Raw genomic sequence first — 23,630 nt, 5'->3', positions numbered from 1 at the left:
GACACCGAGAGGACACTCATGGCTCGCTTCACCCGCCGCGCGCGCATCGGCGCCGGCATCGCCCTGGCCACCACGGCCGTACTCGCGCTGACCTCCTGCGCGTCCGCCACCGACGCACCGGCTTCGAGCAGCGAGGGGGTCGATGCCGCCGCGGCCACGTCCGTGGAGGACTTCGGCACGTTCGCCGACCTCGAGGCCGCTGCGAAGGAGGAGGGGTCGCTCAACGTCATCGCCCTTCCTCGCGACTGGGCGAACTACGGCGAGATCCTCGACCTGTTCACCGAGAAGTACCCCGAGATCACGATCAACGAGGCCTCGCCCGACGTCTCCAGTGCCGAGGAGATCCAGGCCGCCGAGACCAACAAGGGCCTCGACACCGCGCCCGACGTGTTCGACCTCGGTCTGACCGTCGCACTGCAGAACACCGACACGTTCGCCCCCTACAAGGTGCAGACGTGGGACGAGATCCCCGACGAGCTCAAGGAGCCGACCGGACTCTTCGTCGGTGACTACGGCGGATACATGTCGATCGGGTACGACTCGTCGAAGTTCGACGCGCCGTCCGAGCTCGCCGACCTGCTGTCGGCCGACTACAAGGGCGCCGTCGCGATCAACGGCGACCCGACCCAAGCCGGCGCCGCGTTCGCCGCCGTGGGCCTCGCCACCGTGCAGTCCGACGGCACGCTCGATGACTTCCAGCCCGGCATCGACTTCTTCTCGGACATGCAGAAGGCCGGCAACCTGCTCAAGGTGGATGTCACCACGGCGACCATCGCGAGCGGCGAGACCCCGGTCGTCTTCGACTGGGACTACCTGAACGCCTCGCACACGGCCGACAACGAGGACTGGAAGGTCGTCGTGCTCGACGGCACCGGATACGCCGGCTACTACAACCAGGCCATCAACGTCGACGCCCCGAACCCGGCGGCGGCCCGCCTGTGGCAGGAGTTCCTCTACAGCGACGAGGTGCAGAACCTCTGGCTGAAGGGTGGCGCGCGTCCGGTGCGCATGGAGGCCATGACCGAGGCGGGAACGATCGACGCCGACCTCGCGGCCGCGCTCCCCGAGGCTCCCGAGGAGACCGTGGTGCCGACCGAGGAGCAGTCGACGAACGCCGGCACGCTGCTCGGTGAGAAGTGGGCCGCGGCCGTCCAGTGACGACAATCTCCGCACCGGGGGTGGATGCTGCGGCATCCGCCCCCGCCACGGCCGCCGGGCCTTCGCAGCATGCGAGGGCCCGGCGGTCCGGCCCGTCCCCCGCGTGGCTCGGGCTCGTCCCGTTCGCGGCCTACGTCGTGCTGTTCCTCGCCGTGCCGACCATCCTCGCGATCGGCTCCGGCTTCTTCGACGACGACGGCACCTTCACCTGGACGAACGTCGCGGCACTCGGCGACCCGGTCGTGCTGAACACCTTCGCGAACTCCGCCTGGCTCTCGCTGCTCACTGCCGTCGTCGGTGCAGTCGTCGGCGCCCTCGTCTGCTACGCGCTCCTCGGCATGAATCCCGACGGGGCGATGCGGCAGTCAGTGGATGCCGCGGCCGGAGTGCTCGCCCAGTTCGGCGGGGTCATGCTGGCGTTCGCCTTCATCGCCACGATCGGCATCCAGGGCGTGGTCACCCTGTTCCTCCAGGACGCGTTCGGGATCGACATCTTCGCGAACGGCGCCTGGTTGTACGAGCTGCCCGGGCTGATCCTCCCGTACATCTACTTCCAGATCCCGCTGATGGTCATCACGTTCATGCCCGCCCTCGCCGCGCTCAAGCCGCAGTGGGCCGAGGCCAACCTCACGCTCGGCGGTAGCCGGTCCAGCTTCTGGCTGCGCATCGGCTTCCCCGTGCTCGCCCCCTCGTTCCTCGCCAGCCTGTTGCTGCTGTTCGCCAACGCGTTCTCCTCTTATGCGACGGCCGCCGCTCTCGCGAGCCAGGGTTCGCAGATCGTGCCGCTGCAGATCCGCACCGCACTCACGAGCGAGACGCTGCTCGGGCGGGAGAACCTCGCCGGAGCCCTCGCACTCGGCATGATCGTCGTGGTGGCGGTCGTGATGTCCCTGTACTCGCTCATCCAGCGCCGCGCCGCCCGGTGGCAGTCATGAGTCGCCTCGGTCCCTCTCGCACGACTCGGTGGGTCATCGGCATCCTCGTCGGCGCGTTCTTCGCCATCCCTCTCGCCTCGACCTTCCTGTTCACGCTCCGCGGGAAGGAAGGACCGACTCTCGAACACTGGGCCGCCCTCTTCGATCCGGCCGCCTCCGCCGCCATCAAGCCGATCTGGACGGGCCTAGGCAACTCGCTCATCCTCGCGGTCGTCACGGTCGTGATCGTGCTGCTCCTGTTGGCGCCGACCATGATCCTGGTCAACCTGCGCTTCCCGAAGCTCAAGCCCGCATTCGAGTTCGCGGCGCTGCTGCCGATCTCGATCCCCGCGATCGTACTCGTCGTCGGGCTCGCGCCCCTCTATCTGCAGATCGGGCGGACGCTGGGCACGGGCACCTGGACCCTCGCGTTCGCCTACGGCATCACCGTTCTCCCTTACGCCTCCCGATCGATCCAGGCCTCGATCGATGCCGCCGACCTGCGCACCCTCTCCGAAGCCGCACGCTCACTCGGCGCGAGCTGGCCGACCGTGATCCTGAAGGTGCTCGCCCCGAATCTCCGGCAAGGGCTCCTTGCGGCATCGCTGATCTCGATCGCCGTCGTGCTGGGCGAGTTCACGATCGCCTCGCTCCTGAACCGCCCGGTGTTCCAGACCGCCATGGTCGTCGTGCAGAAGCAGGATCCCTTCGCGCCGGCGATCTTCACCCTGCTGGCGCTGGCGTTCGTCTTCCTTCTGCTCCTCCTCATCGGCCGCGTCGCCCGCGGCACCGGAAAGGCCCGCTCATGACCCTCGATCAGGCGCTGCCGCGCACCAAGGACAACCTGCTCCTGGCACGAGCCGGTGAGGGGACCCGCGTCGAGCTGCAAGGCATCGTGAAGAGCTACGCCGGCACGCGCGTACTGCACGGGGTGGACCTCGACATCGCGCCCGGCGAGTTCGTCTCGCTGCTCGGCCCCTCGGGATGCGGCAAGACCACGCTGCTCCGCGTGCTCGCCGGGCTCGAGGGCGCCGACGAGGGTGCGGTGCTGCTCGGGGGCGGCGACGTGTCGCGCGTGCCGACGAACAGGCGCGACATCGGCATGGTCTTCCAGTCGTACTCGCTGTTCCCCCATCTGCGGGTGGTCGACAACACGGCTTTCGGTCTGCGGCGGCGCGGCGTCGGCAGGCAGGAGGCGCAGAAGCGCGCGCTCGATGCCCTCGCGCTGGTCGGCCTGGCAGACTTCGCCGACCGCTTCCCGCACCAGCTCTCCGGCGGGCAGCAGCAGCGGGTCGCGCTCGCGCGGGCTCTCGTCACCGAGCCCAAGGTGCTTCTGCTCGACGAGCCGCTGTCGGCACTGGACGCCAAGGTGCGCGTGCAGCTGCGCGATGAGATCCGCCGCATCCAGCTGCGCCTCGGCATCACGACGGTCTTCGTCACGCACGACCAGGAGGAGGCGCTGGCCGTCTCCGACCGGATCGCTGTGATGAACGCGGGGCGGATCGAGCAGATCGGCTCTCCCGAGCAGTTGTACACGACCCCTTCGACGGCGGGGGTCGCGGCCTTCGTGGGGCTCTCCAGCGTCGTCTCCGGCGTCGCCGAGGGCGACCACGTGCTGGTGTGGGGGCAGCGCCTGCCGCTGCAGTCGCCGGCAGACGGCCCGGTCGATGTGTACCTCCGACCGGAGAACGTCCACTTCGCGTCGGAGGCGGATGCCGCCACCGACGCCCTGGTCGAGGAGAGCACCTTCCTCGGCAGCATGCGCCGCACCCTCGTCCGCACCGAGTCGGGCGAGCTCGTCCGGGTGCAGCATGCCCCCGGCATCCATCCCTCATTCGGCGACCGGGTGCGCATCGCCGTCGCCCCGGAGCCGGTCGCGGTGCACCCGCGCGGGTGAAGCCGCCCTTCCCTCCGATATACCGGGACCGCTAGCGTGAGCCGCGAGGGCGGGTTCCCTCCATCCGAAAGAGAAAGGACGCCTCATGGCAGGCACGTTCGAGCTGTACACCGACAAGTCCGGTGAGTACCGGTTCCGTCTGAAGGCCGGCAACGGCGAGGTCATCGCGACGGGTGAGGGCTACTCGTCGAAGTCCGGCGCGCTGAACGGCATCGACGCCGTCCGCCGCAACGCCGCCGACGCCGAGGTCGTCGAGGTCGACTAGCTCGACACCCCCACTTCACGACGAGACCCCCTGGTGCAGACGTCTGCAACAGGGGGTCTCGTCGTGAAGGCGGGGTCTCGGCAGACCGTGCCGCCGCGCCCTCAGAGCACGCGTGCCAGGAAGTCCTTCGTGCGCGGATGCTGCGGGTTCGCGAGCACTTCGCGCGGGTCTCCTTCTTCGACGATGTGTCCGCCGTCCATGAAGATCAGGCGCGAGCCGACCTCCCGCGCGAAGCCCATCTCGTGCGTGACGACGAGCATCGTCATCCCCTCGTCGGCCAGTGAGCGCATGACCTGCAGCACCTCGCCGACCAGCTCGGGGTCCAGTGCCGAGGTCGGCTCGTCGAACAGCATCATGTCCGGGTTCATGCACAGCGCACGCGCGATCGCGACGCGCTGCTGCTGCCCGCCGGACAGGTGTCCGGGGTAGGCATCCGACTTCTCGGACAGTCCCACGCGCTCGAGCATGGCGCGCGCGATCAGCTCTGCTTCCTTCTTCGAGCGCTTCTTCACCCGCTGCTGGGCGACCGTGAGGTTGCCGAGCACATCCAGGTGCGGGAAGAGGTTGAAGCTCTGGAACACCATGCCGATGCGCGTGCGCACACCGTCGATGTCGACGTCGGGATCGGTGATGTCGATCCCCTCGATCAGCACCTTGCCGGCGGTCGGCTCCTCGAGCAGGTTCACCGACCGCAACAGCGTCGACTTGCCGGAGCCCGATGGCCCGATCACGCAGACGACCTCGCCCCTGGTGACGGTGAGGTCGATGCCCTTGAGCACCTCGTTGTCGCCGAACGACTTCACGAGCCCCTGCACGTCGATCGCCGGCGCATGCACATCGATCAGTTCGGTGATCATCGCTGCCTCGCCATCCGACGTTCCAGCCACGCGCTGAAGCGCGTGAGCGGGATCGTCACGATCAGGTACAGGATCGCCGCCATGATCAACGGCGTTCCGTTCGCGTTCTGGGTGCTCGCGTCACGCGCGAAGTTCGTGAGCTCTTTCGACCAGATGAAGGACCCGGCGATGAACAGCAGGGACGTGTCCTTCAGCAGCAGCACGAACTCGTTGGTGAGCGGCGGGATGATGATCCGGAACCCCTGCGGCACGACGATCCAGAAGGTCGTCTTCATGGGCGACATACCCAGCGAGCGCGCGGCCTCCGTCTGCCCCTTCGGGACCGCCTGGATACCGGCGCGGATCGTCTCGGCCATGTACGCCGAGGCGACGAGGATGAGACCGATGAGTCCGAGCACGACCGGTCCGCCGAGCTTCGTCCCGGGAACGCCCACGGCGATCGGCAGGATGAAGGCGATGGCGAAGATCGTGAGGATCGCGGGGAGTCCCCGGAACAGCTCGATCCAGCACGTCGCGATCCAGCGGAACGGCGCGATGACCGACAGCTTCATCAGGGCCAGCAGCACGCCGAGCAACAGGCCGCCGACGAACGCCACGGCCGTGAACCACAGGGTGTTCACGAGTGCGGTCGTGATGATCCCGGGGAACATCTTCGCCGCGATCTCGGGGTTGAAGAACAGCGGTCCGATCTTCGCCCAGTCGGTGGTCACGATCGCCCAGACGGCGATCGCGATCAGCACCGCATAGACCGAATACCGATACAGCTTGCCCTTGGTGGTACGCCTCAACGCCATCGTCGAGGTCCTCCCGCTCTACCGACGCCGCCGGTCACTTGGCCGCGAGGTACTCGTCGTAGATCTCCTGGTATCCGCCGTCGTCCTGGAGCTCCTTGAGCGCCTTGTTGATGGCTTCACGGAGCTCGTCCTTCTCGCCCTTGGCGAAGGCGAAGCCGTACGACTCGTCGGTCGGGTAGGTCTCGACGATCTTGTACGCGGGGTCGTCCTGCTCGTGCACGTAGTTGACGGGCTGGTCCTGCAGGATCGCGTCGATCTGCCCGGCCTGCATCGCCGGCCACAGCTCACCGTCCGACGGATACTGCACGAGCTGGGCGCCCTTGGCGTTCTCGGTCGCGTAGGACTCGCCGGTGGTGCCCTGCTGCACGCCGACGTTCTTGCCGTCGAGGTCGTCGATGGACTTGATGTCCGAATCGGCACGGACCAGCAGCGACTGCAGCGAGTCGACGTACGGGTCGGAGAAGTCGATGTTGGCCTTGCGCTCCTCGGTGATCGTCATGGCCGACGCACCGATGTCGCACTGACCCGAGACGAGGATCGCACCCGACTGCAGCGGGTCGAAGCCCACGTCCTGCACGGAGACCTTGAGATCGAGCTTCTCGGCGATCGCCGCGAGGAGATCGATGTCGAATCCGGAGTACTCGATGTCGCTGGACGGGTCCTCGACCTCGAAGGGCGGGTAGGGAACGTCGGAGCAGACCGTGAGCGTGCCGGCCTCGATCAGACCGTACTCCTCGCCCGCGGCGGGAGCGTCACTGCTTCCCGCATCGGACGAACCGGTCGCGCAGCCGGCGAGCGCGAGAGTGGCGGTCGCCACGAGGGCGAGACCGGCGATGAGGTTACGACGAGGCATGTCGGCTCCTGTAAGACGAGGGCGGGGTGTGCCCACGGACGGGTAGGAGAACATCTAAACATGCGGCTCGTCGCGTGACCAATGACATCAGTCGGTCGACGTATCACGTTTGCGTTGCAAGTGCACGTCAGTGGCGACGTGAAATCAAGTGCCGCAGCGCGTGCGACGCGGTCTCAGACCTCGAAGTCGACCGCTGCGCGCGAGGCGACCACCGAGCGGATGTAACCGGCGACCTCCTCATGCGCGGGGTGCACCTGGTACGCGTCGATGTCGGCGACCGAGTCGAAGTCGGCCACGAGCGTCACGTCCCAGTTCGTCTCCGGGTAGGCCTCGTTGGCACCGGCGGAGATCGACAGCAGCTGCGGCACGACACCGCCCAGGGCGTTGAGGCGACGAGCGACCTCGGCCGCCTGCTCGGCACGCACGGCGGCATCTTCGGCCGCGAGCTTCCACATCACGACATGGCGGATGGTCACAGGGATTCCTTCGTCTCGGTTCGCGCCTCACCGCGGACCGCGGCCTCCAGCGCCTCGCGCAGTCGTTCGGGCGAGACGCGCCAGTGCGCGTGCAGATCGCCGTCGATCAGGACGACGGGGATCTTCTCCCACCACAGCTCATACAGTGCGGGGTCGTCCTGGATGGACGCCTCGACGATCTCGATCTGCTCCGCGGCGGCGTCGGGCAGCTCGGCGACGACAGCGTCGATCACGTCGGAGGCCACCTCGCACAGATGGCAGTCAGGCTTGCGGATCAGGGTCAGCGTGGTCACGCCGACGGCACCTCGACAGCGCGCCCCTGGGAGATCCACTCCCCCGTGCCGCCCTCGACGTTGGTGGCATCGAAGCCGCGTGACTCCAGCGCCTCGACGACGCGGGCGGAGCGACCGCCGGCCTGGCAGATGACGTCGAACGACTCCGCCGGCAGTTCATCGAGCCTGTTGCCGATCTCGGACATGGGGATGTTGACGGCGCCGGGCACATGGCCTGCGGCGAACTCGTCCACCTCCCGCACGTCGATGAGCGGAACACCCGACCGCTCGGCGAGTTCGGCGACGGTGATCGACTTCATGACATCCTCTCGGCGGTACGGAGCTGCGGGCAGAGACACAAAGCGCCCGTCCGAAGACAGGCGCTCGTGTCTGGTCGCTTACTTCTTGTTGCGACGCTGGTGGCGAGTCTTACGAAGCAGCTTGCGGTGCTTCTTCTTCGCCATGCGCTTGCGGCGCTTCTTGATGACAGAACCCACGGAAACCTCACTAAGTCAGTGGCTGGGTGTCGCCGAAATCGGACACCCGGGTACGGGCACGGAAAATGCCTCGGGTCAGTCTAGCAAACCCGACGGGCTCCGCCGCGCGCGCCTCAACCGACGTCGGCGATGGGCCGCTGCAGCGCATCGGCCACGGCGGACTCGGGCACGCGATAGCTGCGGCCGAAGCGAACGGCCGGCAGCTCCCCGGCGTGAACCAGCCGGTACACGGTCATCTTGGACACGCGCATCAGCTCGGCGACCTCGGCCACCGTGAGGAATCGGACATCTGGAACCTCGGGCATCCCACGTACCCCTTTCTCGATGTGCACACTCTATGGGGTAGCTGGGACGCATGTAAACCCATGTGGCCCGTGTGATCAACGGGACGAATGCGCGGTCACTGACCCGCGACGAGGGTACGCACTGAACCCGGGACGCGGGTCAGGCCGGCTTCTTCGCCTTGGCCAGTCGTTCGCGCGCCTCGCGAAGCGCCTGCCGCTCGATCTTGTGGGCCGCGCGCAGAGCCTTCTCCGCTTCGCGCACCGCCCTCTGTGCTTCCTTCAGGCGGCGGTCCCCCGCGAGCTCTGCGGGCTCGAGGTCGACCCAGTCGGTCGCCACGGATCGCGGCTCACCACGCTCGAGGGCGGCGATGTACGCAGCAACGCCGTCGAGCGTCCGCTCGACCCCGAAGCGGAAGGGGTCGGCCGCGGAGAGGAACACGTCGTCTTCGATCGCGCGACGCAGAGCAGGGAATTCCTCCGCGGTGATCACCCGATCGAAGAGCTCGGCCTCGCGCGCAGAGACCTCGTCGGGAGTGAGGCCGCTGCCGCGGGCCTGCTCCGTGTAGCCGGCCAGCACGATCCCGCACCAGCGAGCATGCCCCGTCATGGCGAGCGCGACGGCCAGCCGCTCCTCGGCGGTCAGCGGGGTCTCTTCGAGCGCGGCGAGGCCTGCATCGAGCCAGGCGGAGCTGTTCGGAGTGATCGGCGATCCGGTGATCGGCAGCGAGAGCATCCAGGGGTGGCGCAGGTAGAGCATGATCTGCGCCTCGTACAGCGCCAGCAATCGTGCGCGCCATCCGTCGACCTCGAGGTGACTCGCCGGCGGAAGCCCCGTCGCCTGCTCCTGCATGAGCAGCAGCAGATCGTCCTTGGCGGTCACGTACCGGTAGAGGGACATCGGCGTGAAGCCGAGCTTCGCCGCCACGGCCGCCATGGAAACGGCGCCGATCCCCTCGGCATCGGCCAGCTCGACGGCCGCATCGACGATCTTCTCGACGCTCATCTCCCGCTTGGGTCCGCGCTGCGGGTTCGCGGCGACACCCCAGGCGAGCGCGATCCCCCGTGGCAGCTCCGGCGGCTCGGTCTCAGTCATGCGCTCATCCTACTTCTGTTTATTTAATAAACAGTGTGTTACGGTCATACACAGTTGCGTTGCTCATACACAGTTTTCTTCATACACAGAAAGGATCGCCTGATGGACACAGCCATCGAGGTGCGCGGCCTGCACAAGGCCTTCGCCCAGAAGACCGTCGTCGACGGCCTGGACTTCACCGTCGGACGCGGAGAGGTCTTCGCCCTGCTCGGACCAAACGGGGCGGGAAAGACGACCACGATCAACATCCTCACCACACTCACCCGTGCCGACGCCGGTGCGGCGGCCGTCGCCGGGTGGGATGTGCACACCCACGCGGTCGAAGTGCAACGCCGCATCAGCCTCACCGGTCAAGCGGCCGCCGTCGACGACGCCCTGACGGCGACTGAGAACGTGGTCATGTTCGCCCGGCTCGCCGGGCTCGGCCGCGCAGCCGCCGCGCGTCGTGCGACCGAACTGATCACCCAGTTCGATCTGACCGACGCCGCCGCCCGCACCGTGCGCACGTTCTCCGGGGGGATGCGCCGTCGACTGGACCTCGCCCTGAGCTTCGTCGTGACCCCCGAGGTACTCTTCCTCGACGAACCGACGACCGGCCTCGACACCCGGAGCCGCCGCGACCTGTGGGACATCATCCGGACGCTCGCGGCGTCAGGCACCACGGTGTTCCTCACGACGCAGTACCTGGAGGAGGCCGATCAGCTCGCCGACCGGATCGCCGTGCTGCACGACGGCCGCATCGCCGCGCTCGGCACACCGGCGGAGCTGAAGGCGCGCATCGGCGGAGACACGGTCGAGCTCCATGACAGTGACGGCGCACTCAGCCGACGGATCCCCACCGACGGCACGGTCGCCGACCTGCGGCGAGCGCTCGACCTGCTCGATGAGGAGGGAGCCGACGGCGTCGTCACGCTGCGCCGCCCCACCCTCGACGACGTCTTCCTCGCCGTCACCTCGCCCACCTCGACTTCTCGCCCCGTGAAGGAGAACGCATGAACGCCACCCTGGCCACGCCTCGACCGACGGCATCCACCCCCTCCGCGCCCACTCCGCGTCCGAGGCTGCGCGGGTTCGCCGCCGAGGCCGTCTTCGTCGGACGGAGCCTGCGCCATTCCGTGCGCGACGGCGAATCGCTGCTGATGGCGATCATGCTGCCGGTGATGCTCATGCTGATGTTCACATGGGTCTTCGGCGGCGCCATCGACCCTTCGGGCGCATACGTCGACTACGTCGTGCCGGGCATCATCCTGACCTGCGCCGGCTTCGGAGCATCGTCCACCGCCGTGTATGTCGCGAACGACATGCGCACCGGCATCATCGATCGGATCCGCACCATGCCCCTGCGTGCAGGCGCCGTGCTCACCGGGCACGTCGTCGCCAGTGTGCTGCGGAACCTGGTCGCCACCGCGATCGTGATCGGCGTCGGCGTGCTGGTCGGGTTCCGACCCACCGCGGACCTCGGGGAATGGATCGCGCTGGCGGGCCTCATCACCCTCTACATCCTCGCGATCACCTACCTGTTCGCGGCGATCGGTCTCGCCGCAGGAAGCCCGGAGGGCGCGAACGGCTACGGTTTCGTCCTGCTGTTCCTGCCCTATCTCTCCAGCGCGTTCGTGCCCGTCGCGAGCATGCCGGAGTGGCTGCAGCCGATCGCGGGCAACCAGCCGATCACGCCCACCGTCGAGACGATCCGCGCCCTCCTGATGGATACGCCCCTGCAGGGCGAAGCCTGGTGGGCGATCGGCTGGTGCCTGGTCATCCTACTGATCGCGGTGACGTGGGGCGCGTGGCTCTTCCGCCGCAAGGCGGGACGTCGCTGAGGATGCCTCAGGCGCCGAGGCGCTTGAGTGCGTTGGCGACGGCATGCTTCGCGGAGGCCGCGGCGCGACCGACGACCTCCGCGGCGTGCGCGGCGCTGTCGTTCACGGGGTAGTCGATGTCGGGGGCCTCGTCGCCGTACGCATCGACGAGGAAGGGGACCAGCCAGTCGTCGACGACCTCGAGCGGCTCGACGGCGAGACTGTAGAAACGACGCTGTCCGTCTTCGCGCACCGAGACCAGCTCGGCATCGCGCAGCACCTTCAGGTGCTTCGACACGGTGGGCTGGCTGATGCCGAGGTCGGCGACGATCTGGCTGACGCTGGTGCCCGTCTCTCCTTCTTCCGTGCGTCGCAGCAGGAGCTGGAGGATGTCGCGCCTCGTACCGTCTGCGATCACGTCGAAGATGTCCGTCATGTGATCAGGGTAGTCGGCTCCGGCACGGAGTACCATGACGAAGGCTCGGCGACAGGCGCCGCGTGTCCGCAGCGCGCGGGCAAGAGAGAATCACGAGGGGGCAGCGATGTCGGGCATCGTTTCGGCGTCGTCCCCACGACAGGCCCTCAAAGGCGCCGCCGGACGGGTGAAGCACCTCGTCACGTCCTCGCCCTCCCGCTTCGCGATCGTCGTGTTCGCGCTCCTGATCCTCGTGTTCACGGTGCTGCTGTCGCTGCCGATCGCCTCCGCGAGCGGCACGGTCACACCGCTGAGCGATGCGCTCTTCACCGCCGTGTCGACGATCTGCGTCACCGGCCTCGCCACCGTCGACATGGCCAACCACTGGTCACCCTTCGGCCACGTCCTGATCTTCCTCGGGGTGAACATCGGCGCCCTCGGCGTCCTCACGCTCGCGTCTCTCATGGGGATGCTGATCTCGAAGCGGCTCGGGCTGCGGGCCAAGCTCTTGGCGGCGGGCGACACCAATCCTCTGCGGGCACACGGCGGCGTGGTGAACGAGAGCCAGACCGTGCGACTCGGAGAGGTCGGCCAGCTGCTGACCACGGTCGCCGTGTCGGCCCTCATCATCGAGGCATCGCTGGCAGCCCTGCTGTACCCGGCGCTGGTGATGGCGAAGGTCGACCCCATCGCCGCGCTCTGGGAGGCGCCCTACTTCGCGGCCATGGCGTTCACGAACACCGGTTTCGCTCCGAACGACGGCGGCGTCGCCGTGTTCGCGGACGACTACCTGGTGCTGTTCCTCCTCATGGTGGGCGTGTTCCTCGGCAGCATCGGCTTCCCCGTCATCTACACCCTCGCGAAGCACGTCTGGCACGTGAAGCGGTGGTCGCTGCACACCAAGCTGACGCTCGTCACCACGGTGCTGCTGTTCATCCTGGGCGCCGCCGTCTTCGTCGTCCTCGAGTTCAACAACCCGAAGACGTTCGGGTCGATGGATGCGGCCGACACCACCTTCCAAGCCTTCTTCCTCTCCGCCATGACCAGATCGGGCGGCTTCAACGTGATCGAGATGGACGATCTGAACGGCTCGTCCCTGCTGGCCGCCAGCATGCTGATGTTCGTCGGCGGCGGCTCCGCCTCGACCGCCGGCGGCATCAAGGTCACCACTCTGGCCGTGCTCGCGATCGCCGTCTGGTCCGAGGCCAAGGGCCGCCAGTCGGTCGAAGCCTTCGGCCGCCGCATCCCCAGCGACGTGCAGCGCGTGGCACTCAGCGTCGTCGCGTGGGGCGCGACCATCGTCGCGCTCTCGACCATCACGATCTCCCAGATCACGAAGGATGACATCAGTCACGTGCTGTTCGACGTCATCTCGGCGTTCGGCACCGTCGGCCTGTCCACGGGGCTCACGGCAGAGCTCCCTGATTCGGCCTCGTACGTCATGGCCGCGACCATCTTCATGGGGCGCGTTGGTACAGTGACACTCGCCGCGGCGGTCGCCGCGACCTCGCGAACGCAGTACTACTCACTGCCCGTGGAAAGGCCGATCGTTGGTTGAAGTCCTCCGGGGCGACGCTCCCGTCCTCGTCATCGGTCTCGGTCGGTTCGGCGCTGCCTGCGCCGGCGAGCTCGACCGCCTCGACCGCGAGGTGCTCGCGATCGACGACAACCTCGAACTCGTGCAGAAGTGGTCCGACCGCGTCACCCACACGGTGCAGGCCGACGCGAAGAACATCGACGCCCTCCGCCAGGTCGGCGCCCAGGACTTCCAGGTCGCCGTCGTCGCGGTCGGGTCCTCGATCGAGGCGTCCGTGCTGATCACCGCGAACCTCGTCGACCTGAAGGTCCCGCAGATCTGGGCCAAGGCGGTCTCGCAGTCCCACGGCAAGATCCTCGCCCGTGTCGGTGCGAACCATGTCATCTACCCCGAGCGCGAGGCCGGCGAGCGCGTGGCGCACCTCGTGAGCGGGCGGATGCTCGATTTCATCCGCTTCGACGACGACTTCGTCCTCGCCAAGATGTACCCGCCGAAGTTCATCCGCGGCGTCGGCCTGAACGAGTCGGGCGTGCGCTCGAAGTACAAGGTCACGGTCGTCGGTGTGAAGAGTCCCGGCAAGCCGTTCCGCTATGCCGAGGCGAACACCATCGTCACGAACCACGACCTCATCATCGTGTCCGGCACCAACAGCGACATCGAACGCTTCGCCGGCCTCGACCGCTGACCTCGGACACATCCGATCCCTCGACTCCCCCTCACGGCGGATGCATCGTCGTGCACGGCCGTGGTGGGATGGGATGCATGACCGACAACGCAGCGGCCCCTCCCGTCCTCGCCCTCCGCGGGCTCCGCAAGCAATTCGGGCAGAAGATCGCGGTCGATGACCTCTCCCTCGATGTGCCGGCCGGATCCATGCTCGGGCTCCTCGGCCCCAACGGCGCGGGCAAGACCACGACACTCGCCATGACCACGGGTCTGCTGCGGCCGGATGCCGGCGCCGCGTGGGTGCTGGGCGCGGACGTATGGCAGAACCCCGCCGACGCGAAGGCCCGGATGGGCGTGCTCCCCGACGGCATCCGCATGCTCGACCGCCTCACCGGTGCAGAGCTGCTGCGCTACACCGGGTTGCTGCGCGGCATGGCCGAAGCCGAGGTGGTCTCGCGCAGTGACGAGCTCCTCGCCGCGCTCGGCCTCACCGATGCTCGGGACCGGCTCGTGGTCGACTACTCGGCGGGCATGCGCAAGAAGATCGGCCTGGCGTGCGCGCTGATCCATGCACCTCGTCTGCTGATCCTCGACGAGCCGCTCGAAGCCGTCGACCCGGTGTCCGGCGAGACGATCCGGCAGATCCTCCGGGCGTTCGTCGACGGCGGCGGCACCGTGGTGCTGTCCAGCCACGTGATGGAGCTCGTCGAGTCGATGTGCGATCGGGTCGCGATCGTCGCCGAGGGACGCCTGCTCGCGAACGGCACTCTCGACGAGGTGCGCGCCGGACTGTCGCTGCAGCAGCGGTTCCTCGCCCTGGTGGGGGCGCATGACCTCGGGACGGAGACGCTCGCATGGTTGCGCTCCTCGTAAGCCTGCGCTGGCGCCAGCTGCGCCACCAGTTGTCGCGCAATCCCTGGATGGTCGTCACCCTGATCATCACCGGACTGATCGCCCTCGGATTCCTCGCCGCACTGACGGCGGGACTCGTGGCGCTGCGGTTCGCCGCCCCTGACGCCGCCGTCACCGCGATCGTGCTGGCGGGCACCGTCATCGTCCTCGGCTGGTGGGTCGGGTCGATCCTGGTCAGTGCCGATGACTCGCTCGCGCCGGAACGGTTCGCGTTGCTCCCCCTGACCGCAAGCTCCCTGCTGCCGGGCTTCGTCGTCGCGGGGGCGACGACGGTGGGCGGCATCGGCACCACCGTCGCACTCCTGCTCATGCTCCTCGGCTGGTCGGTGAGCCTGCCTGCGCTGCTGACCGCCCTGATCATGATCCCCGTCGCCGTGGCCACCTGCGTGCTGGGCGCGCGCGTGGTGAGCGGTGTGCTGGCCGGCTGGCTCGCCCGACGCAGCGCCCGCGACCTGGTGGTGATCGTCGGCGTGGTGCTTCTCTCCTCGTCCGGTGTCCTGCTCAACGTGGGGATCGGCGCGCTGGTCCGGGTGAACGATGTCGGCGGAGCCTTCACGACCATCGCCGACATCGCCGCCTGGACTCCGATGGGCGCCGTCTTCGGCGTCTCCGGATCCGTGGCTCAGGGCGACTTCCTCACGGCGGCGCTCCGGCTGCTCATCGCTCTCGCCACAGTCTCAGCCCTGTGGTTCGCGGCACAGGGCCTGCTCGCTGCGCGCCTGGTCGCCCCCATCCAGGACACCGGCGGCGGACGCGTGCGCTCGGCCGGGCTGCTCGACCGGATACTGCCGGCCAGCCCGGTCGGGGCGATCGCCGCCCGCACGCTGCGATACTTCCGGCGCGACCCCCGGCAGATCGTGAACATCGTGATGCTCCTGCTGCTGCCCGCGATCTTCATCGGGCTCTCCCTGATGAACGGGCTGCAGGACGAGTCCATCGGGTTCGGTCCGGCCATCATCCTCATCCCGACGATCAACGCGCTCCTCACCGGCACGATCGTGCAGATGGCGATCGCCTACGACAACGACGCGGTCGCGGCCCACATCCTGAACGGCGTCAGCGGCGCCGCGGATCGGGCAGGGCGACTGCTCGGATTCGGGCTGATCGCGATCCCCGTGACGCTGCTGCTGTGCGCGGCCACCTGCCTGATCGCCGGCCGATGGGACCTGCTCCCCGCAAGCATCGGGTCGGCCTTCGGCCTGACGGCGATCTCGGCAGGCGCCGGGGCCTGGGTTGGCAGTTTCCTTCCTGGCCGCGCGCCCGCACCCGAGGCGAACCCGCTCGGTCGTGGCTCGTCCGGCGGCGTGCAGTCGCTGCTGGCGATGATCATCATCGGGCCGATCACGCTCGTGCTCGGGGCGCCGGCGCTCGGGTTCGCCATCGCCGGCATCTGGAATCCTGCGCTCGGCTGGGTGAGCCTCGGCTGCGGCGTCGTGCTCGGCGCCGCGGCCCTGTGGGGCGGGGCGGTGCTGGGCGGCAGCATCCTGAACCGGCGCTGGCCGGAAGTTCTCGCCGAGGTCTCCAGCGAGAGCTGAGCGGAGGTCGGGCGGTCAGGCGTCGATGTCGAGGACGAGTTCGACCACGTCATCGACGCCCAGGCCCTCGCGGTCCTGGAGCACCTTCTTGATCGGCACGATGTAGCCGCCGTCCTTCGGCCAGAGGGCCGTGGTCACGGTGGTGGAACCGATGGTGACGGATGCGGGGATCATCCCCCACCCGTAGGTGACGATCGACGCGACCTCGTGGATCAGCTCGCTCTCGGCAGGCGGCACGGTGACGAAGTGGAACGGCGCCGGCCCGCGCCAGTACCAGATGACTCCCTCGATCCGCAGCTGCATGGATCAGGCCCCGGCGGCGAGTTCCTTCGCCCGCGCGAGGGCTGCGGCCGCGGCATCCGCGAAGGTGCGGTCGAGCTGCGCGTCCTGCAGAACGGCGACCGCACGCTCGGTGGTTCCCTTGGGGCTCGTGACACGACGACGCAGCTCGGCGGGGTCCTGCCCCGACGCGTCGAGCAGCGCGGTCGCACCGATGAAGGTCTGCTCCACCATCAGCCGGGCGTCGGCCTCGGCGAAGCCCATGCCGACCGCGGCCTTCGTGAACTCCTCGATCAGCAGGTACACGTAGGCGGGCCCGGAGCCCGAGATCGTGGACAGCGCGTCGATCTGCGACTCCGGAACCTCGACGACCGCGCCGACGGTCTCGAACAGCCGTCGGACGAGGGCCAGATCCTCGGCCGTGGCGGCGGAACCGGCAGCGAGACCCGTGACGCCCTTGCGCACGGTCGACGGCGTGTTCGGCATCGAGCGGATGACGCGGGCGTCGGCGCCGAGCACGTCGGCAAAGGTCTGGAGCGTGACGCCGGCGGCGACGCTCACCACGATCGCGTCGTCCGTCAGGTGCGGAGCGATCTCGCGCAGCAGGTCGGGCACCATCGCGGGCTTGACGCCGACCAGCACGATCCGCGCGCTTGCGGCGGCCTCGGCGTTGCCGTCCGGCCGTTCGGCGAGCGCGATACTCGTGACCCCGTCGAGGCCGGCGAACGCCTCGGCCTTCTCCGCGGTACGGTTCGTGGCGGTGATCCCGCCGTCGATCCGGATGCCGGAGGCGACCACACCCCGGAGGATCGCACCGCCCATCGAACCGGCACCGAGAAAAGCGAGAGAAGGAAGCGAGTGAGCCATGTCGTCATCCTACGGCGGGCACTCCCGCAACCTCGGGCGGGCGGTTCTAGACTCGTCCCATGAGTGCATCCGGAGGCAACAAGGCCATCGTCGCGGCGTTCCTGGCGAACCTGGGTATCGCCATCGCGAAGTTCATCGCCTGGGCCCTCTCCGGCTCCGCCTCGATGCTCGCCGAGGCCATCCACTCCGTCGCCGACTCGGGCAACCAGCTGCTCCTGATGCTCGGCGGACGCAAGGCCCAGCGGGAGGCCGACCGCGCACACCCGTTCGGCTACGGCCGGGAACGCTACGTGTACGCGTTCGTCGTCTCGATCATCCTGTTCTCGGTCGGTGGCCTGTTCGCGATCTACGAGGGCATCGACAAGCTCACGAACCCGCACGAGCTGGACAAGACCTGGTGGTGGCTGCCCCTGGTCGTCCTCGCCGTCGCGATCGGGCTGGAGTCGTTCTCCCTGCGCACGGCCGTGCGCGAGAGCAACCTCGTGCGGGAGAAGGGGCAGTCGTGGGTGTCGTTCGTGCGCCGTTCGAAGGCCCCCGAGCTGCCGGTCGTGCTGCTCGAAGATGTGGGCGCTCTGACCGGTCTCACCTTCGCTCTGCTCGGCGTCGGGCTCACACTGCTCACCGGAAACCCCGTGTTCGACGCACTCGGCACCGTGATGATCGGTGTGCTGCTCGTGCTGATCGCGATCGTGCTGGGCATCGAGACCAAGAGCCTGCTGGTCGGTGAGGGCGCGACCCAGGCCGACCACGACCGGATCGTCGATGCCATCAACGCGGGCGACGAGATCGAGAAGATCATCCACATGAAGACCCTCTACCTCGGCCCGGACGAGCTGATGGTCGCCGCGAAGATCGCCCTCAACGCCGACAAGCCGCTGCGCGAGGCCGCCGATGACATCAACGCGATCGAGGCCCGTATCCGCGACGCCGTGCCGGTCGCGCGCATCGTGTACATCGAGCCGGATGTGTACCGCCCGGCGATCGACCCCGAGCCATCGACCGACGTCTTCGTGCTGAAGTCGTCGGACTGATCGCGGAGTCTGACATGATGCAGGCGAAAAAACTCGTCGGTCTCCTGGGCGCGGCCGGTCTGGCCGTCCTGCTCTCCGGTTGCTCCCTGAACACGATGCTCTGGGGCGACGACGGAGCTGGGGTGATCGAGACGACCGAGGGCCTGATCGACGCAGCGACGGAAGGCGAAGCCGACTCGTACATGTGCGAGGGTCACGACCCGGAGCTTCGCGAACCGGCGGACTGGGAAGGGCTGTCCGCGGAGGAGCCCGAACGCTTCGTGGCGGACTACTGGCCGGATCAGGTCCCCCTGGAGCCACGCTGGAACATCGGCCTCTCCCTGCCTACGGAGCGCGTGGCCGGTGGCGTGGAATTCCCCGGCTACGTCTTCTACCAGGAGACCGACGACGGGCTGTGCGTCGTCGACGTCACCTGGTGGACCGTCGAATCCGAGGGCTGACGAGCCCGACACGCGTGCGCTGCGGCGGCGGCTCAGCGCCGCTGCTCGAAGAACGTCCGCAGCAGTGCCGTCGCCGCCTCCGCCTCGATTCCGCCGATCACCTCTGCCCGATAGGGCAGCCGCCGATCACGCAGCACGTCGTACATCGAACCGGCCGCACCCGCCTTGTCATCCCAGGCACCGAAGACCACCCGACCGACGCGTGCCTGCAGGATCGCGCCGGCGCACATGATGCACGGCTCGAGGGTCACGACCAGCGTGTGCCCCTCGAGATTCCAGGACCCGACGGATGCCGCCGCACGCCGCAGCGCCTCGATCTCGGCATGCCCGGTCGGATCGTTCGTCGCCTCGCGGGTGTTGCGCCCCTCGGCGATGATCCGCCCGGCGGGGTCCAGGACCACGGCGCCGACGGGGATCTCCGACGCTGCCGCGGCCTCGGCAGCGAGCTCGAGCGCACGCCCCATCGCGAGGTCGTCGGCAGCGGTCATGCGTCGAGCCTACGACAGCCGCCGGCCGCCGCCGGTGCCTCGATGTCGTTCCCGGAGGCGCGGCGCATTACCCTGTATCCATGCGCGTTCACGTGGCCGACCACCCTCTCATCACTCACAAGCTCTCGGTGCTGCGCGACGTGCGCACCCCTTCGCCGGTGTTCCGGCAGCTCACGGAGGAGCTCGTCACGCTGCTCGCGTACGAGGCGACCCGCAGCGTGAAAGTGAGCCCGGTCGAGATCACCACGCCGGTGACGAAGACGATGGGCGTCAAGATCTCCGAGCCGCGACCGATCGTGGTGCCGATCCTGCGCGCCGGCCTCGGCATGCTCGAGGGCCTCGTCAAGCTGCTCCCGACCGCCGAGGTCGGGTTCCTCGGCATGGTCCGCGACGAGACGACGTTCGAGCCGACGACCTACGCCGAGCGCCTTCCCGACGACCTCAGCGACCGCCAGTGCTTCGCGATCGACCCGATGCTGGCCACCGGCGGCTCGCTCGCCGCGGCGATCCAGTTCCTGTTCGACCGCGGCGCGAAGGACGTCACCGCGATCTGCCTGCTGGGCACACCGGAGGGCGTCGCCGCGATCGAGGCCATGGCCGGTGACCGCGATGTGACCCTCGTGCTGGGTGCGCTCGATGAGCGTCTCGACGAGAAGGGGTACATCGTGCCCGGGCTCGGCGACGCCGGCGATCGGCTCTACGGCACGGTCTGACCCGGCCGACTGCACCCCGCGACGCGGTCGTCTCACAGAGCCCGTCGAAGCGGGGGCACTCAGTCCGCCGCGCCGACCAGACGGGCGAACGCGCTGAGGCGAGCGACTCCCTCCGGGGTGTACGGCAGATCGTCGAGCAGTGCGGGCGAGTGGATCAGGTAGGCGACAACCTGCGCGCGGGAGATCGCCACGTTCAGTCGGTTCTGCAGCAGAAGGAACTCCGGGCCGCGCGGAGCGTCCCGCCCGCTGGAGGCCGCGAGCGAGGTGATCGAGACGACCGCCTCCTTGCCCTGGAAGTTGTCGACCGTGCCGACCGGGACGTCGTGATAGCCCGCCGTCGCGAGTGCATCGAGCACGAGCTGACGCTGTGCGTTGTACGGCGTGACCACGATGATGTCGGCGGGCACGAGCGGCCGGGTGGACCGGGACTCGTCGTTGTCGGTGAAGGAGCGACCGACCAGGTCACGGACCAGCCGGACGACCTCGGCTGCCTCCTCGGGCGACTGCGTGGAGTTGCCGCGGTGCCGCAGTGGGATGACGTGCAGACCAGGTTCGATCCCCTGGACCGCCCGCAGCTCGGTACCGGGGGCTGACGCCAACTGTCCCGCGTAGGCGAGCGTGGATACCGGTGCCGCGACGAAGGGATGCATCCGCCAGGAGCGCGCGAGGAAGTAGCCGTACTCCGGCCGCACGACCGGGTCGCCGTCCATCACCCAGCCGAGCGCGGAGGCATCGACCGGTTCGGGGTGGGCTCCCTGACTCACCTGCGGAAGCTGCTGCGGATCGCCGAGGAGCAGGAGCCGCTTCGCCCCGGCGGCGACCGCGATGGTCGAGGCGAGCGAGAACTGCCCCGCCTCGTCGATCACGAGCAGGTCGAGCCCGTCGCGGTCGACCCGCTGGGTGTTGCTGAAGTCCCAGGCCGTCCCGCCCACGACGGCACCCTCGGAGGCGTGCTCGGCGAGGAAGGCCGCCATCCCGGGCTTCGGGATGGCGGTATACGAGTGCGTCGCATCCGGATCCTTCGGAGCCTTGGCGACCTGAGCCGGTGCGACCCCATCGGCCACGACCCGCTCGAGCAGCGTCTCGATGATCGCGTGCGACTGCGCCACGACGCCGACCTTGAAGCCGTGCTCGTTCACGAGGCGTGCGATGACCCGGGATCCGGTGTAGGTCTTGCCCGTTCCCGGAGGGCCCTGCACCGCCAGATAACTGTGGTCGAGGTCGAGCACCCCCGTCACGATCGCGTCGACCGTGTCGTCGCCCGGGGCGGGCAGCGGCGCGCCCGATACGGTGCGCGGGGGGATCCGACGGAGGATGTCGGTCGCCGCATCGTCGGGGAACCCCGGAGCCGCGGCGTGCACCGCATCGGCCCACTCGTCGATCGCGCCCTGGAGGGACACGACGCGTGGCGGTGCGGCCGGGGTGAGGGCGAGCGGCAACTCGTCCCACGTCTGTCCCTGGACCGCCGACTCGGTGATGAGGTAGCCGTCGTCGAGCACCTCCGCCACCGTGACCGTGTGCGGCACATGCACCGCACGCGACGGGACCTCGGTGTCGAACGGCGCCGGAACTCCGTAGAGTGCGAACGGCTGCGACCCGGCGCCGAGCGTCGTGCCGGGCGAAACCTCGCCGCGGATCTCGACATCGCGGGACATCACCCGCCGCCCCTCACCGATGCTCCAGTCGCGACGGACGGTCGAGGACGGACGGTCGACCCGCACCACATCGCGCGTGCCGTCCCACATGGTCACCGGTTCGCGCAGCCGCTGGAAATGCGACACCCAGAAGCTCTTCGCCTCGCGCGGGAAATAGTCGATCGCGGCGGCCGCGAGTCGATGGACGAGCCCGTCGTCACCCGCCTCGACCGCGCGCTCGGCATCTGCGAGCAGTGCGACCGAGCGCGGGGACGGCTCGTAGATGACCTCGTCGGCTGCGTCGGGCGGAGCCGGGGTGACGCCCTCTTTGCGCGCGATGTCGATCAGCCAGTTGCGCAGACGCCTGGTCGACACGCAGTCGTAGCGGTTGTAGTCGGCGAGGTCCGCCAGGACCGCGTCGGCCCCGGCCTGCTCCCCCGCAGCGGCGAGCTCACGAGCCGCGACGTACTGCACGATCGAGTCGTCGCCCTTCTGCACGTCGCTGGTTCGCACGTCGTCGCCCATGTACAGCGGCTCGAGCTTCTTGATCGAGTACGAGCGCGAACCGACGCGCACCGTCCGCAGCACGAGCGGGTACAGGTCGACGAACACGCCCTCGCGCAGCAGCCGATCGACCTCCCCCTCGCGCACCCCGTGCCGTGCCGCCATCGCCACCAGGTGCGAGGTCTCGTAGGGCGCGTAGTGGTAGATGTGCATGCCGGGGTGGGCGATCCTGCGCGCATTCACGAAGTCGAGGAACGTCTCGAGCGCGCGCTTCTCGTCGGCGAAGGTATGCGCCCAGAGGGCCGAATACTGGTCGGCGTTGTCGACCCACCCGAAGAGGTAGTCGATTCCCCAGTGCCCCTCGCCGTCGGCAGCCGGCTCCGTGTAGAGGGGGTCGCCCTCGAAGTCGAAGAAGATGTCGCCGTGGCTGGGCAGCGGGAGGGTGTGGATCGCCGGCGCGTAGTGCACGTCGTAGGTGGGCCGCCCCTCGGCATCGGCGCGCAACTGCAGTCGCGCCTGGTCGCGGAGCGTCTCGAACGTGTCGATGTTCATCCCCGCTGGCGGCCCCGATGCCTCCGCCAGGGCATCGATCGTCTCGATCCCGGACGCACGCAGTCGCGCACGCTGCACCGGGCGCATCCTCGCGACCATCAGCAGGTCCCGGTGCGCCAGCACCTGTTCCTCGCAGGTCGCGCAGCGTCCGCAGGCCACGATCTGCAGGTCGCCGCGATCGTCTCCCCAGGCGAGCGGCGCACCCGCCGCCCCATCGGCGATGCGCCGGTCGGCGATGAGGGCCCGCAGCCGAGCGCGCCGCACCTGGAAGAGCGGAAGGAGATCATCCACCTGATGGGTGCTGAGCGTGCCGTCGCCGAGGATCAGGTCGACCTCGTCGGACCGGGGGATGCCGAGGCGGTCGAGCTGGTCGACGTATGCCGCGAGCTGCATGAGGGCAGTGACTCGCGCCTTGCGCGCGAGCTTGGAGTCCTGAACGCGCCACCGGCCGTCGTCGTCCTTGCGGAGGAAGTCGGCGAATCCGACGAACTCGTCGGTGGAGAAAGCCGCCTGGAACACCACGAGCGCATCGGAGCGCAGCGCCGCGACCGTCTCGTCGATCGCGGCCGCCAGCGCCTCGGCATCAACCGACGAGACCTTCTCGATGCGGTGGACACTCGCGTCGCCGAGTTCATCGATGTACCGGGCGAGCACGTTCTGCTCGTGCACGTCGCCGAGCTCGGCGGCACGCTTCAGAGTCGCGTCTTCGGGCTCTTCGACGGCAGGGACCCGTCCCAGCTTCGCGTCGATCGCCCGACACCACGCGAACTCACATTCGGCGGCCGCCTTGAGGTCGCTCGCGCTCCAGATGACGCGCTGCGCCTGAGTGTCGATCCGCACGATGCTCCCGTTCTGTCGGATGCCTCGACACTATCCGCGGCATCCGACACGACGCGAA

At 68.6% G+C, this 23,630-nt stretch carries 28 protein-coding genes; 14 read left to right on the top strand and 14 right to left on the bottom strand.

Annotated elements, in window-relative coordinates:
• Positions 1 to 18: 18 nt before the first annotated feature.
• The 5 genes from OC372_RS13005 (at position 19) to OC372_RS12985 (ending at position 4,234) form a co-directional block, all read left to right on the top strand.
• Entirely contained in the window at positions 19 to 1,158 is a 1,140-nt protein-coding gene (locus OC372_RS13005) for an ABC transporter substrate-binding protein (RefSeq protein ID WP_262002310.1), read from the top strand.
• Positions 1,155 to 2,093: an ABC transporter permease gene (locus OC372_RS13000; protein WP_262002309.1), complete on the top strand. Its 939-nt coding sequence runs from the start codon at positions 1,155 to 1,157 to the stop codon at positions 2,091 to 2,093. Before OC372_RS13005 ends, OC372_RS13000 begins: the two co-directional genes overlap by 4 nt.
• Positions 2,090 to 2,881, top strand: a complete 792-nt coding sequence (locus OC372_RS12995; RefSeq protein ID WP_262002308.1) for an ABC transporter permease — start codon at positions 2,090 to 2,092, stop codon at positions 2,879 to 2,881. The genes OC372_RS13000 and OC372_RS12995 overlap by 4 nt, the downstream gene beginning before the upstream one ends.
• Entirely contained in the window at positions 2,878 to 3,969 is a 1,092-nt protein-coding gene (locus OC372_RS12990) for an ABC transporter ATP-binding protein (RefSeq protein ID WP_029263863.1), read from the top strand. Before OC372_RS12995 ends, OC372_RS12990 begins: the two co-directional genes overlap by 4 nt.
• A gap of 85 nt (positions 3,970 to 4,054) precedes the next feature.
• Complete coding sequence (locus OC372_RS12985) at positions 4,055 to 4,234, top strand: YegP family protein (RefSeq protein ID WP_029263862.1); 180 nt, start codon at positions 4,055 to 4,057, stop codon at positions 4,232 to 4,234.
• A gap of 101 nt (positions 4,235 to 4,335) precedes the next feature.
• On the opposite strand, the gene OC372_RS12980 is transcribed toward OC372_RS12985, so the two are convergent.
• From OC372_RS12980 to OC372_RS12940, 9 genes are all read right to left on the bottom strand, one after another.
• On the bottom strand, positions 4,336 to 5,091 hold the full coding sequence (locus OC372_RS12980) for an amino acid ABC transporter ATP-binding protein (RefSeq protein WP_029263861.1): 756 nt from the start codon (positions 5,089 to 5,091) through the stop codon (positions 4,336 to 4,338).
• Positions 5,088 to 5,885 (bottom strand): amino acid ABC transporter permease, encoded by a 798-nt coding sequence (locus OC372_RS12975; RefSeq protein ID WP_029263860.1) that lies wholly within the window; start codon positions 5,883 to 5,885, stop codon positions 5,088 to 5,090. The genes OC372_RS12980 and OC372_RS12975 overlap by 4 nt, the downstream gene beginning before the upstream one ends.
• Before the next feature lie 34 nt (positions 5,886 to 5,919).
• Positions 5,920 to 6,738, bottom strand: a complete 819-nt coding sequence (locus OC372_RS12970; RefSeq protein ID WP_029263859.1) for a basic amino acid ABC transporter substrate-binding protein — start codon at positions 6,736 to 6,738, stop codon at positions 5,920 to 5,922.
• A gap of 173 nt (positions 6,739 to 6,911) precedes the next feature.
• Entirely contained in the window at positions 6,912 to 7,214 is a 303-nt protein-coding gene (locus tag OC372_RS12965) for a Dabb family protein (protein WP_262002307.1), read from the bottom strand.
• Positions 7,211 to 7,507: a glutaredoxin family protein gene (locus tag OC372_RS12960; RefSeq protein WP_029263857.1), complete on the bottom strand. Its 297-nt coding sequence runs from the start codon at positions 7,505 to 7,507 to the stop codon at positions 7,211 to 7,213. Before OC372_RS12960 ends, OC372_RS12965 begins: the two co-directional genes overlap by 4 nt.
• Positions 7,504 to 7,806, bottom strand: a complete 303-nt coding sequence (locus OC372_RS12955; RefSeq protein WP_029263856.1) for a rhodanese-like domain-containing protein — start codon at positions 7,804 to 7,806, stop codon at positions 7,504 to 7,506. Before OC372_RS12955 ends, OC372_RS12960 begins: the two co-directional genes overlap by 4 nt.
• Positions 7,807 to 7,884: 78 nt before the next feature.
• Entirely contained in the window at positions 7,885 to 7,983 is a 99-nt protein-coding gene (locus OC372_RS12950) for a 30S ribosomal protein bS22 (protein WP_003792170.1), read from the bottom strand.
• 113 nt (positions 7,984 to 8,096) lie between these two features.
• Positions 8,097 to 8,288, bottom strand: a complete 192-nt coding sequence (locus tag OC372_RS12945; RefSeq protein WP_017204627.1) for a helix-turn-helix domain-containing protein — start codon at positions 8,286 to 8,288, stop codon at positions 8,097 to 8,099.
• 139 nt (positions 8,289 to 8,427) lie between these two features.
• On the bottom strand, positions 8,428 to 9,360 hold the full coding sequence (locus tag OC372_RS12940) for a TetR/AcrR family transcriptional regulator (protein ID WP_262002306.1): 933 nt from the start codon (positions 9,358 to 9,360) through the stop codon (positions 8,428 to 8,430).
• Positions 9,361 to 9,462: 102 nt separating this feature from the next.
• Between OC372_RS12940 and OC372_RS12935 the strand changes: the two genes are divergently transcribed.
• Both OC372_RS12935 and OC372_RS12930 read left to right on the top strand, forming a co-directional pair.
• On the top strand, positions 9,463 to 10,356 hold the full coding sequence (locus tag OC372_RS12935; protein WP_262002305.1) for an ATP-binding cassette domain-containing protein: 894 nt from the start codon (positions 9,463 to 9,465) through the stop codon (positions 10,354 to 10,356).
• Positions 10,353 to 11,180, top strand: coding sequence for an ABC transporter permease (locus tag OC372_RS12930; RefSeq protein ID WP_262002304.1), 828 nt, complete (start codon positions 10,353 to 10,355; stop codon positions 11,178 to 11,180). Before OC372_RS12935 ends, OC372_RS12930 begins: the two co-directional genes overlap by 4 nt.
• 7 nt (positions 11,181 to 11,187) lie before the next feature.
• On the opposite strand, the gene OC372_RS12925 is transcribed toward OC372_RS12930, so the two are convergent.
• Positions 11,188 to 11,595 (bottom strand): ArsR/SmtB family transcription factor, encoded by a 408-nt coding sequence (locus OC372_RS12925; protein WP_029263852.1) that lies wholly within the window; start codon positions 11,593 to 11,595, stop codon positions 11,188 to 11,190.
• Between the two features lie 106 nt (positions 11,596 to 11,701).
• Between OC372_RS12925 and OC372_RS12920 the strand changes: the two genes are divergently transcribed.
• The 4 genes from OC372_RS12920 (at position 11,702) to OC372_RS12905 (ending at position 16,224) form a co-directional block, all read left to right on the top strand.
• Positions 11,702 to 13,132, top strand: coding sequence for a TrkH family potassium uptake protein (locus tag OC372_RS12920; RefSeq protein WP_029263851.1), 1,431 nt, complete (start codon positions 11,702 to 11,704; stop codon positions 13,130 to 13,132).
• On the top strand, positions 13,125 to 13,796 hold the full coding sequence (locus tag OC372_RS12915; protein ID WP_029263850.1) for a potassium channel family protein: 672 nt from the start codon (positions 13,125 to 13,127) through the stop codon (positions 13,794 to 13,796). The genes OC372_RS12920 and OC372_RS12915 overlap by 8 nt, the downstream gene beginning before the upstream one ends.
• A gap of 77 nt (positions 13,797 to 13,873) precedes the next feature.
• Positions 13,874 to 14,650, top strand: a complete 777-nt coding sequence (locus tag OC372_RS12910; protein WP_029263849.1) for an ABC transporter ATP-binding protein — start codon at positions 13,874 to 13,876, stop codon at positions 14,648 to 14,650.
• A complete protein-coding gene (locus OC372_RS12905; protein ID WP_262002303.1) occupies positions 14,632 to 16,224 on the top strand; it encodes a hypothetical protein in 1,593 nt (530 codons plus the stop codon). Before OC372_RS12910 ends, OC372_RS12905 begins: the two co-directional genes overlap by 19 nt.
• Before the next feature lie 15 nt (positions 16,225 to 16,239).
• Here OC372_RS12905 and OC372_RS12900 read toward each other — a convergent pair whose 3' ends face one another.
• Both OC372_RS12900 and proC read right to left on the bottom strand, forming a co-directional pair.
• Positions 16,240 to 16,527: a DUF1905 domain-containing protein gene (locus OC372_RS12900; protein WP_029263847.1), complete on the bottom strand. Its 288-nt coding sequence runs from the start codon at positions 16,525 to 16,527 to the stop codon at positions 16,240 to 16,242.
• A gap of 3 nt (positions 16,528 to 16,530) precedes the next feature.
• Positions 16,531 to 17,370 (bottom strand): pyrroline-5-carboxylate reductase, encoded by an 840-nt coding sequence (gene proC / locus OC372_RS12895; protein WP_262002302.1) that lies wholly within the window; start codon positions 17,368 to 17,370, stop codon positions 16,531 to 16,533.
• Between the two features lie 59 nt (positions 17,371 to 17,429).
• Here proC and OC372_RS12890 point away from each other — a divergent pair, with 59 nt between their 5' ends.
• Together OC372_RS12890 and OC372_RS12885 are read left to right on the top strand one after the other, a co-directional pair.
• Positions 17,430 to 18,401 carry a cation diffusion facilitator family transporter gene (locus OC372_RS12890; RefSeq protein WP_029263845.1) on the top strand — a complete coding sequence of 324 codons (972 nt, stop codon included), beginning with the start codon at positions 17,430 to 17,432 and terminating at the stop codon, positions 18,399 to 18,401.
• Positions 18,402 to 18,415: 14 nt separating this feature from the next.
• Entirely contained in the window at positions 18,416 to 18,841 is a 426-nt protein-coding gene (locus OC372_RS12885; RefSeq protein ID WP_029263844.1) for a hypothetical protein, read from the top strand.
• A gap of 32 nt (positions 18,842 to 18,873) precedes the next feature.
• On the opposite strand, the gene OC372_RS12880 is transcribed toward OC372_RS12885, so the two are convergent.
• Positions 18,874 to 19,329: a nucleoside deaminase gene (locus OC372_RS12880; RefSeq protein WP_105711139.1), complete on the bottom strand. Its 456-nt coding sequence runs from the start codon at positions 19,327 to 19,329 to the stop codon at positions 18,874 to 18,876.
• Positions 19,330 to 19,409: 80 nt separating this feature from the next.
• On the opposite strand from OC372_RS12880, the gene upp reads away from it, so the two are divergent.
• Positions 19,410 to 20,042, top strand: coding sequence for a uracil phosphoribosyltransferase (upp, locus tag OC372_RS12875; RefSeq protein ID WP_262002301.1), 633 nt, complete (start codon positions 19,410 to 19,412; stop codon positions 20,040 to 20,042).
• 59 nt (positions 20,043 to 20,101) lie between these two features.
• Here upp and OC372_RS12870 read toward each other — a convergent pair whose 3' ends face one another.
• The gene (locus OC372_RS12870) at positions 20,102 to 23,572 is read right to left on the bottom strand and encodes a TM0106 family RecB-like putative nuclease (RefSeq protein WP_262002300.1); all 3,471 of its coding nucleotides are present in this window, start codon (positions 23,570 to 23,572) and stop codon (positions 20,102 to 20,104) included.
• Between the last annotated feature and the right edge of the window lie 58 nt (positions 23,573 to 23,630).

The sequence above is a fragment of the Microbacterium sp. Mcb102 genome (genome assembly GCF_024519805.1).
Classification (GTDB): Bacteria; Actinomycetota; Actinomycetes; order Actinomycetales; family Microbacteriaceae; genus Microbacterium.
The sequence above is the reverse complement of the archived record's forward strand: the minus strand, read 5'-3'. Positions and strand labels throughout refer to the sequence as shown.

Excerpts from the sequence above, each read along its gene's own strand:
- OC372_RS13005 (WP_262002310.1), top strand. The coding sequence starts at position 19 with ATGGCTCGCTTCACCCGCCGCGCGCGCATCGGCGCCGGCATCGCCCTG.
- OC372_RS12995 (WP_262002308.1), top strand. The coding sequence starts at position 2,090 with ATGAGTCGCCTCGGTCCCTCTCGCACGACTCGGTGGGTCATCGGCATC.
- OC372_RS12990 (WP_029263863.1), top strand. The coding sequence starts at position 2,878 with ATGACCCTCGATCAGGCGCTGCCGCGCACCAAGGACAACCTGCTCCTG.
- OC372_RS12985 (WP_029263862.1), top strand. The coding sequence starts at position 4,055 with ATGGCAGGCACGTTCGAGCTGTACACCGACAAGTCCGGTGAGTACCGG.
- OC372_RS12980 (WP_029263861.1), bottom strand. The coding sequence starts at position 5,091 with ATGATCACCGAACTGATCGATGTGCATGCGCCGGCGATCGACGTGCAG.
- OC372_RS12975 (WP_029263860.1), bottom strand. The coding sequence starts at position 5,885 with ATGGCGTTGAGGCGTACCACCAAGGGCAAGCTGTATCGGTATTCGGTC.
- OC372_RS12970 (WP_029263859.1), bottom strand. The coding sequence starts at position 6,738 with ATGCCTCGTCGTAACCTCATCGCCGGTCTCGCCCTCGTGGCGACCGCC.
- OC372_RS12955 (WP_029263856.1), bottom strand. The coding sequence starts at position 7,806 with ATGAAGTCGATCACCGTCGCCGAACTCGCCGAGCGGTCGGGTGTTCCG.
- OC372_RS12945 (WP_017204627.1), bottom strand. The coding sequence starts at position 8,288 with ATGCCCGAGGTTCCAGATGTCCGATTCCTCACGGTGGCCGAGGTCGCC.
- OC372_RS12940 (WP_262002306.1), bottom strand. The coding sequence starts at position 9,360 with ATGACTGAGACCGAGCCGCCGGAGCTGCCACGGGGGATCGCGCTCGCC.
- OC372_RS12935 (WP_262002305.1), top strand. The coding sequence starts at position 9,463 with ATGGACACAGCCATCGAGGTGCGCGGCCTGCACAAGGCCTTCGCCCAG.
- OC372_RS12930 (WP_262002304.1), top strand. The coding sequence starts at position 10,353 with ATGAACGCCACCCTGGCCACGCCTCGACCGACGGCATCCACCCCCTCC.
- OC372_RS12925 (WP_029263852.1), bottom strand. The coding sequence starts at position 11,595 with ATGACGGACATCTTCGACGTGATCGCAGACGGTACGAGGCGCGACATC.
- OC372_RS12920 (WP_029263851.1), top strand. The coding sequence starts at position 11,702 with ATGTCGGGCATCGTTTCGGCGTCGTCCCCACGACAGGCCCTCAAAGGC.
- OC372_RS12910 (WP_029263849.1), top strand. The coding sequence starts at position 13,874 with ATGACCGACAACGCAGCGGCCCCTCCCGTCCTCGCCCTCCGCGGGCTC.
- OC372_RS12905 (WP_262002303.1), top strand. The coding sequence starts at position 14,632 with ATGGTTGCGCTCCTCGTAAGCCTGCGCTGGCGCCAGCTGCGCCACCAG.
- OC372_RS12900 (WP_029263847.1), bottom strand. The coding sequence starts at position 16,527 with ATGCAGCTGCGGATCGAGGGAGTCATCTGGTACTGGCGCGGGCCGGCG.
- proC (WP_262002302.1), bottom strand. The coding sequence starts at position 17,370 with ATGGCTCACTCGCTTCCTTCTCTCGCTTTTCTCGGTGCCGGTTCGATG.
- OC372_RS12890 (WP_029263845.1), top strand. The coding sequence starts at position 17,430 with ATGAGTGCATCCGGAGGCAACAAGGCCATCGTCGCGGCGTTCCTGGCG.
- OC372_RS12885 (WP_029263844.1), top strand. The coding sequence starts at position 18,416 with ATGATGCAGGCGAAAAAACTCGTCGGTCTCCTGGGCGCGGCCGGTCTG.
- OC372_RS12880 (WP_105711139.1), bottom strand. The coding sequence starts at position 19,329 with ATGACCGCTGCCGACGACCTCGCGATGGGGCGTGCGCTCGAGCTCGCT.
- upp (WP_262002301.1), top strand. The coding sequence starts at position 19,410 with ATGCGCGTTCACGTGGCCGACCACCCTCTCATCACTCACAAGCTCTCG.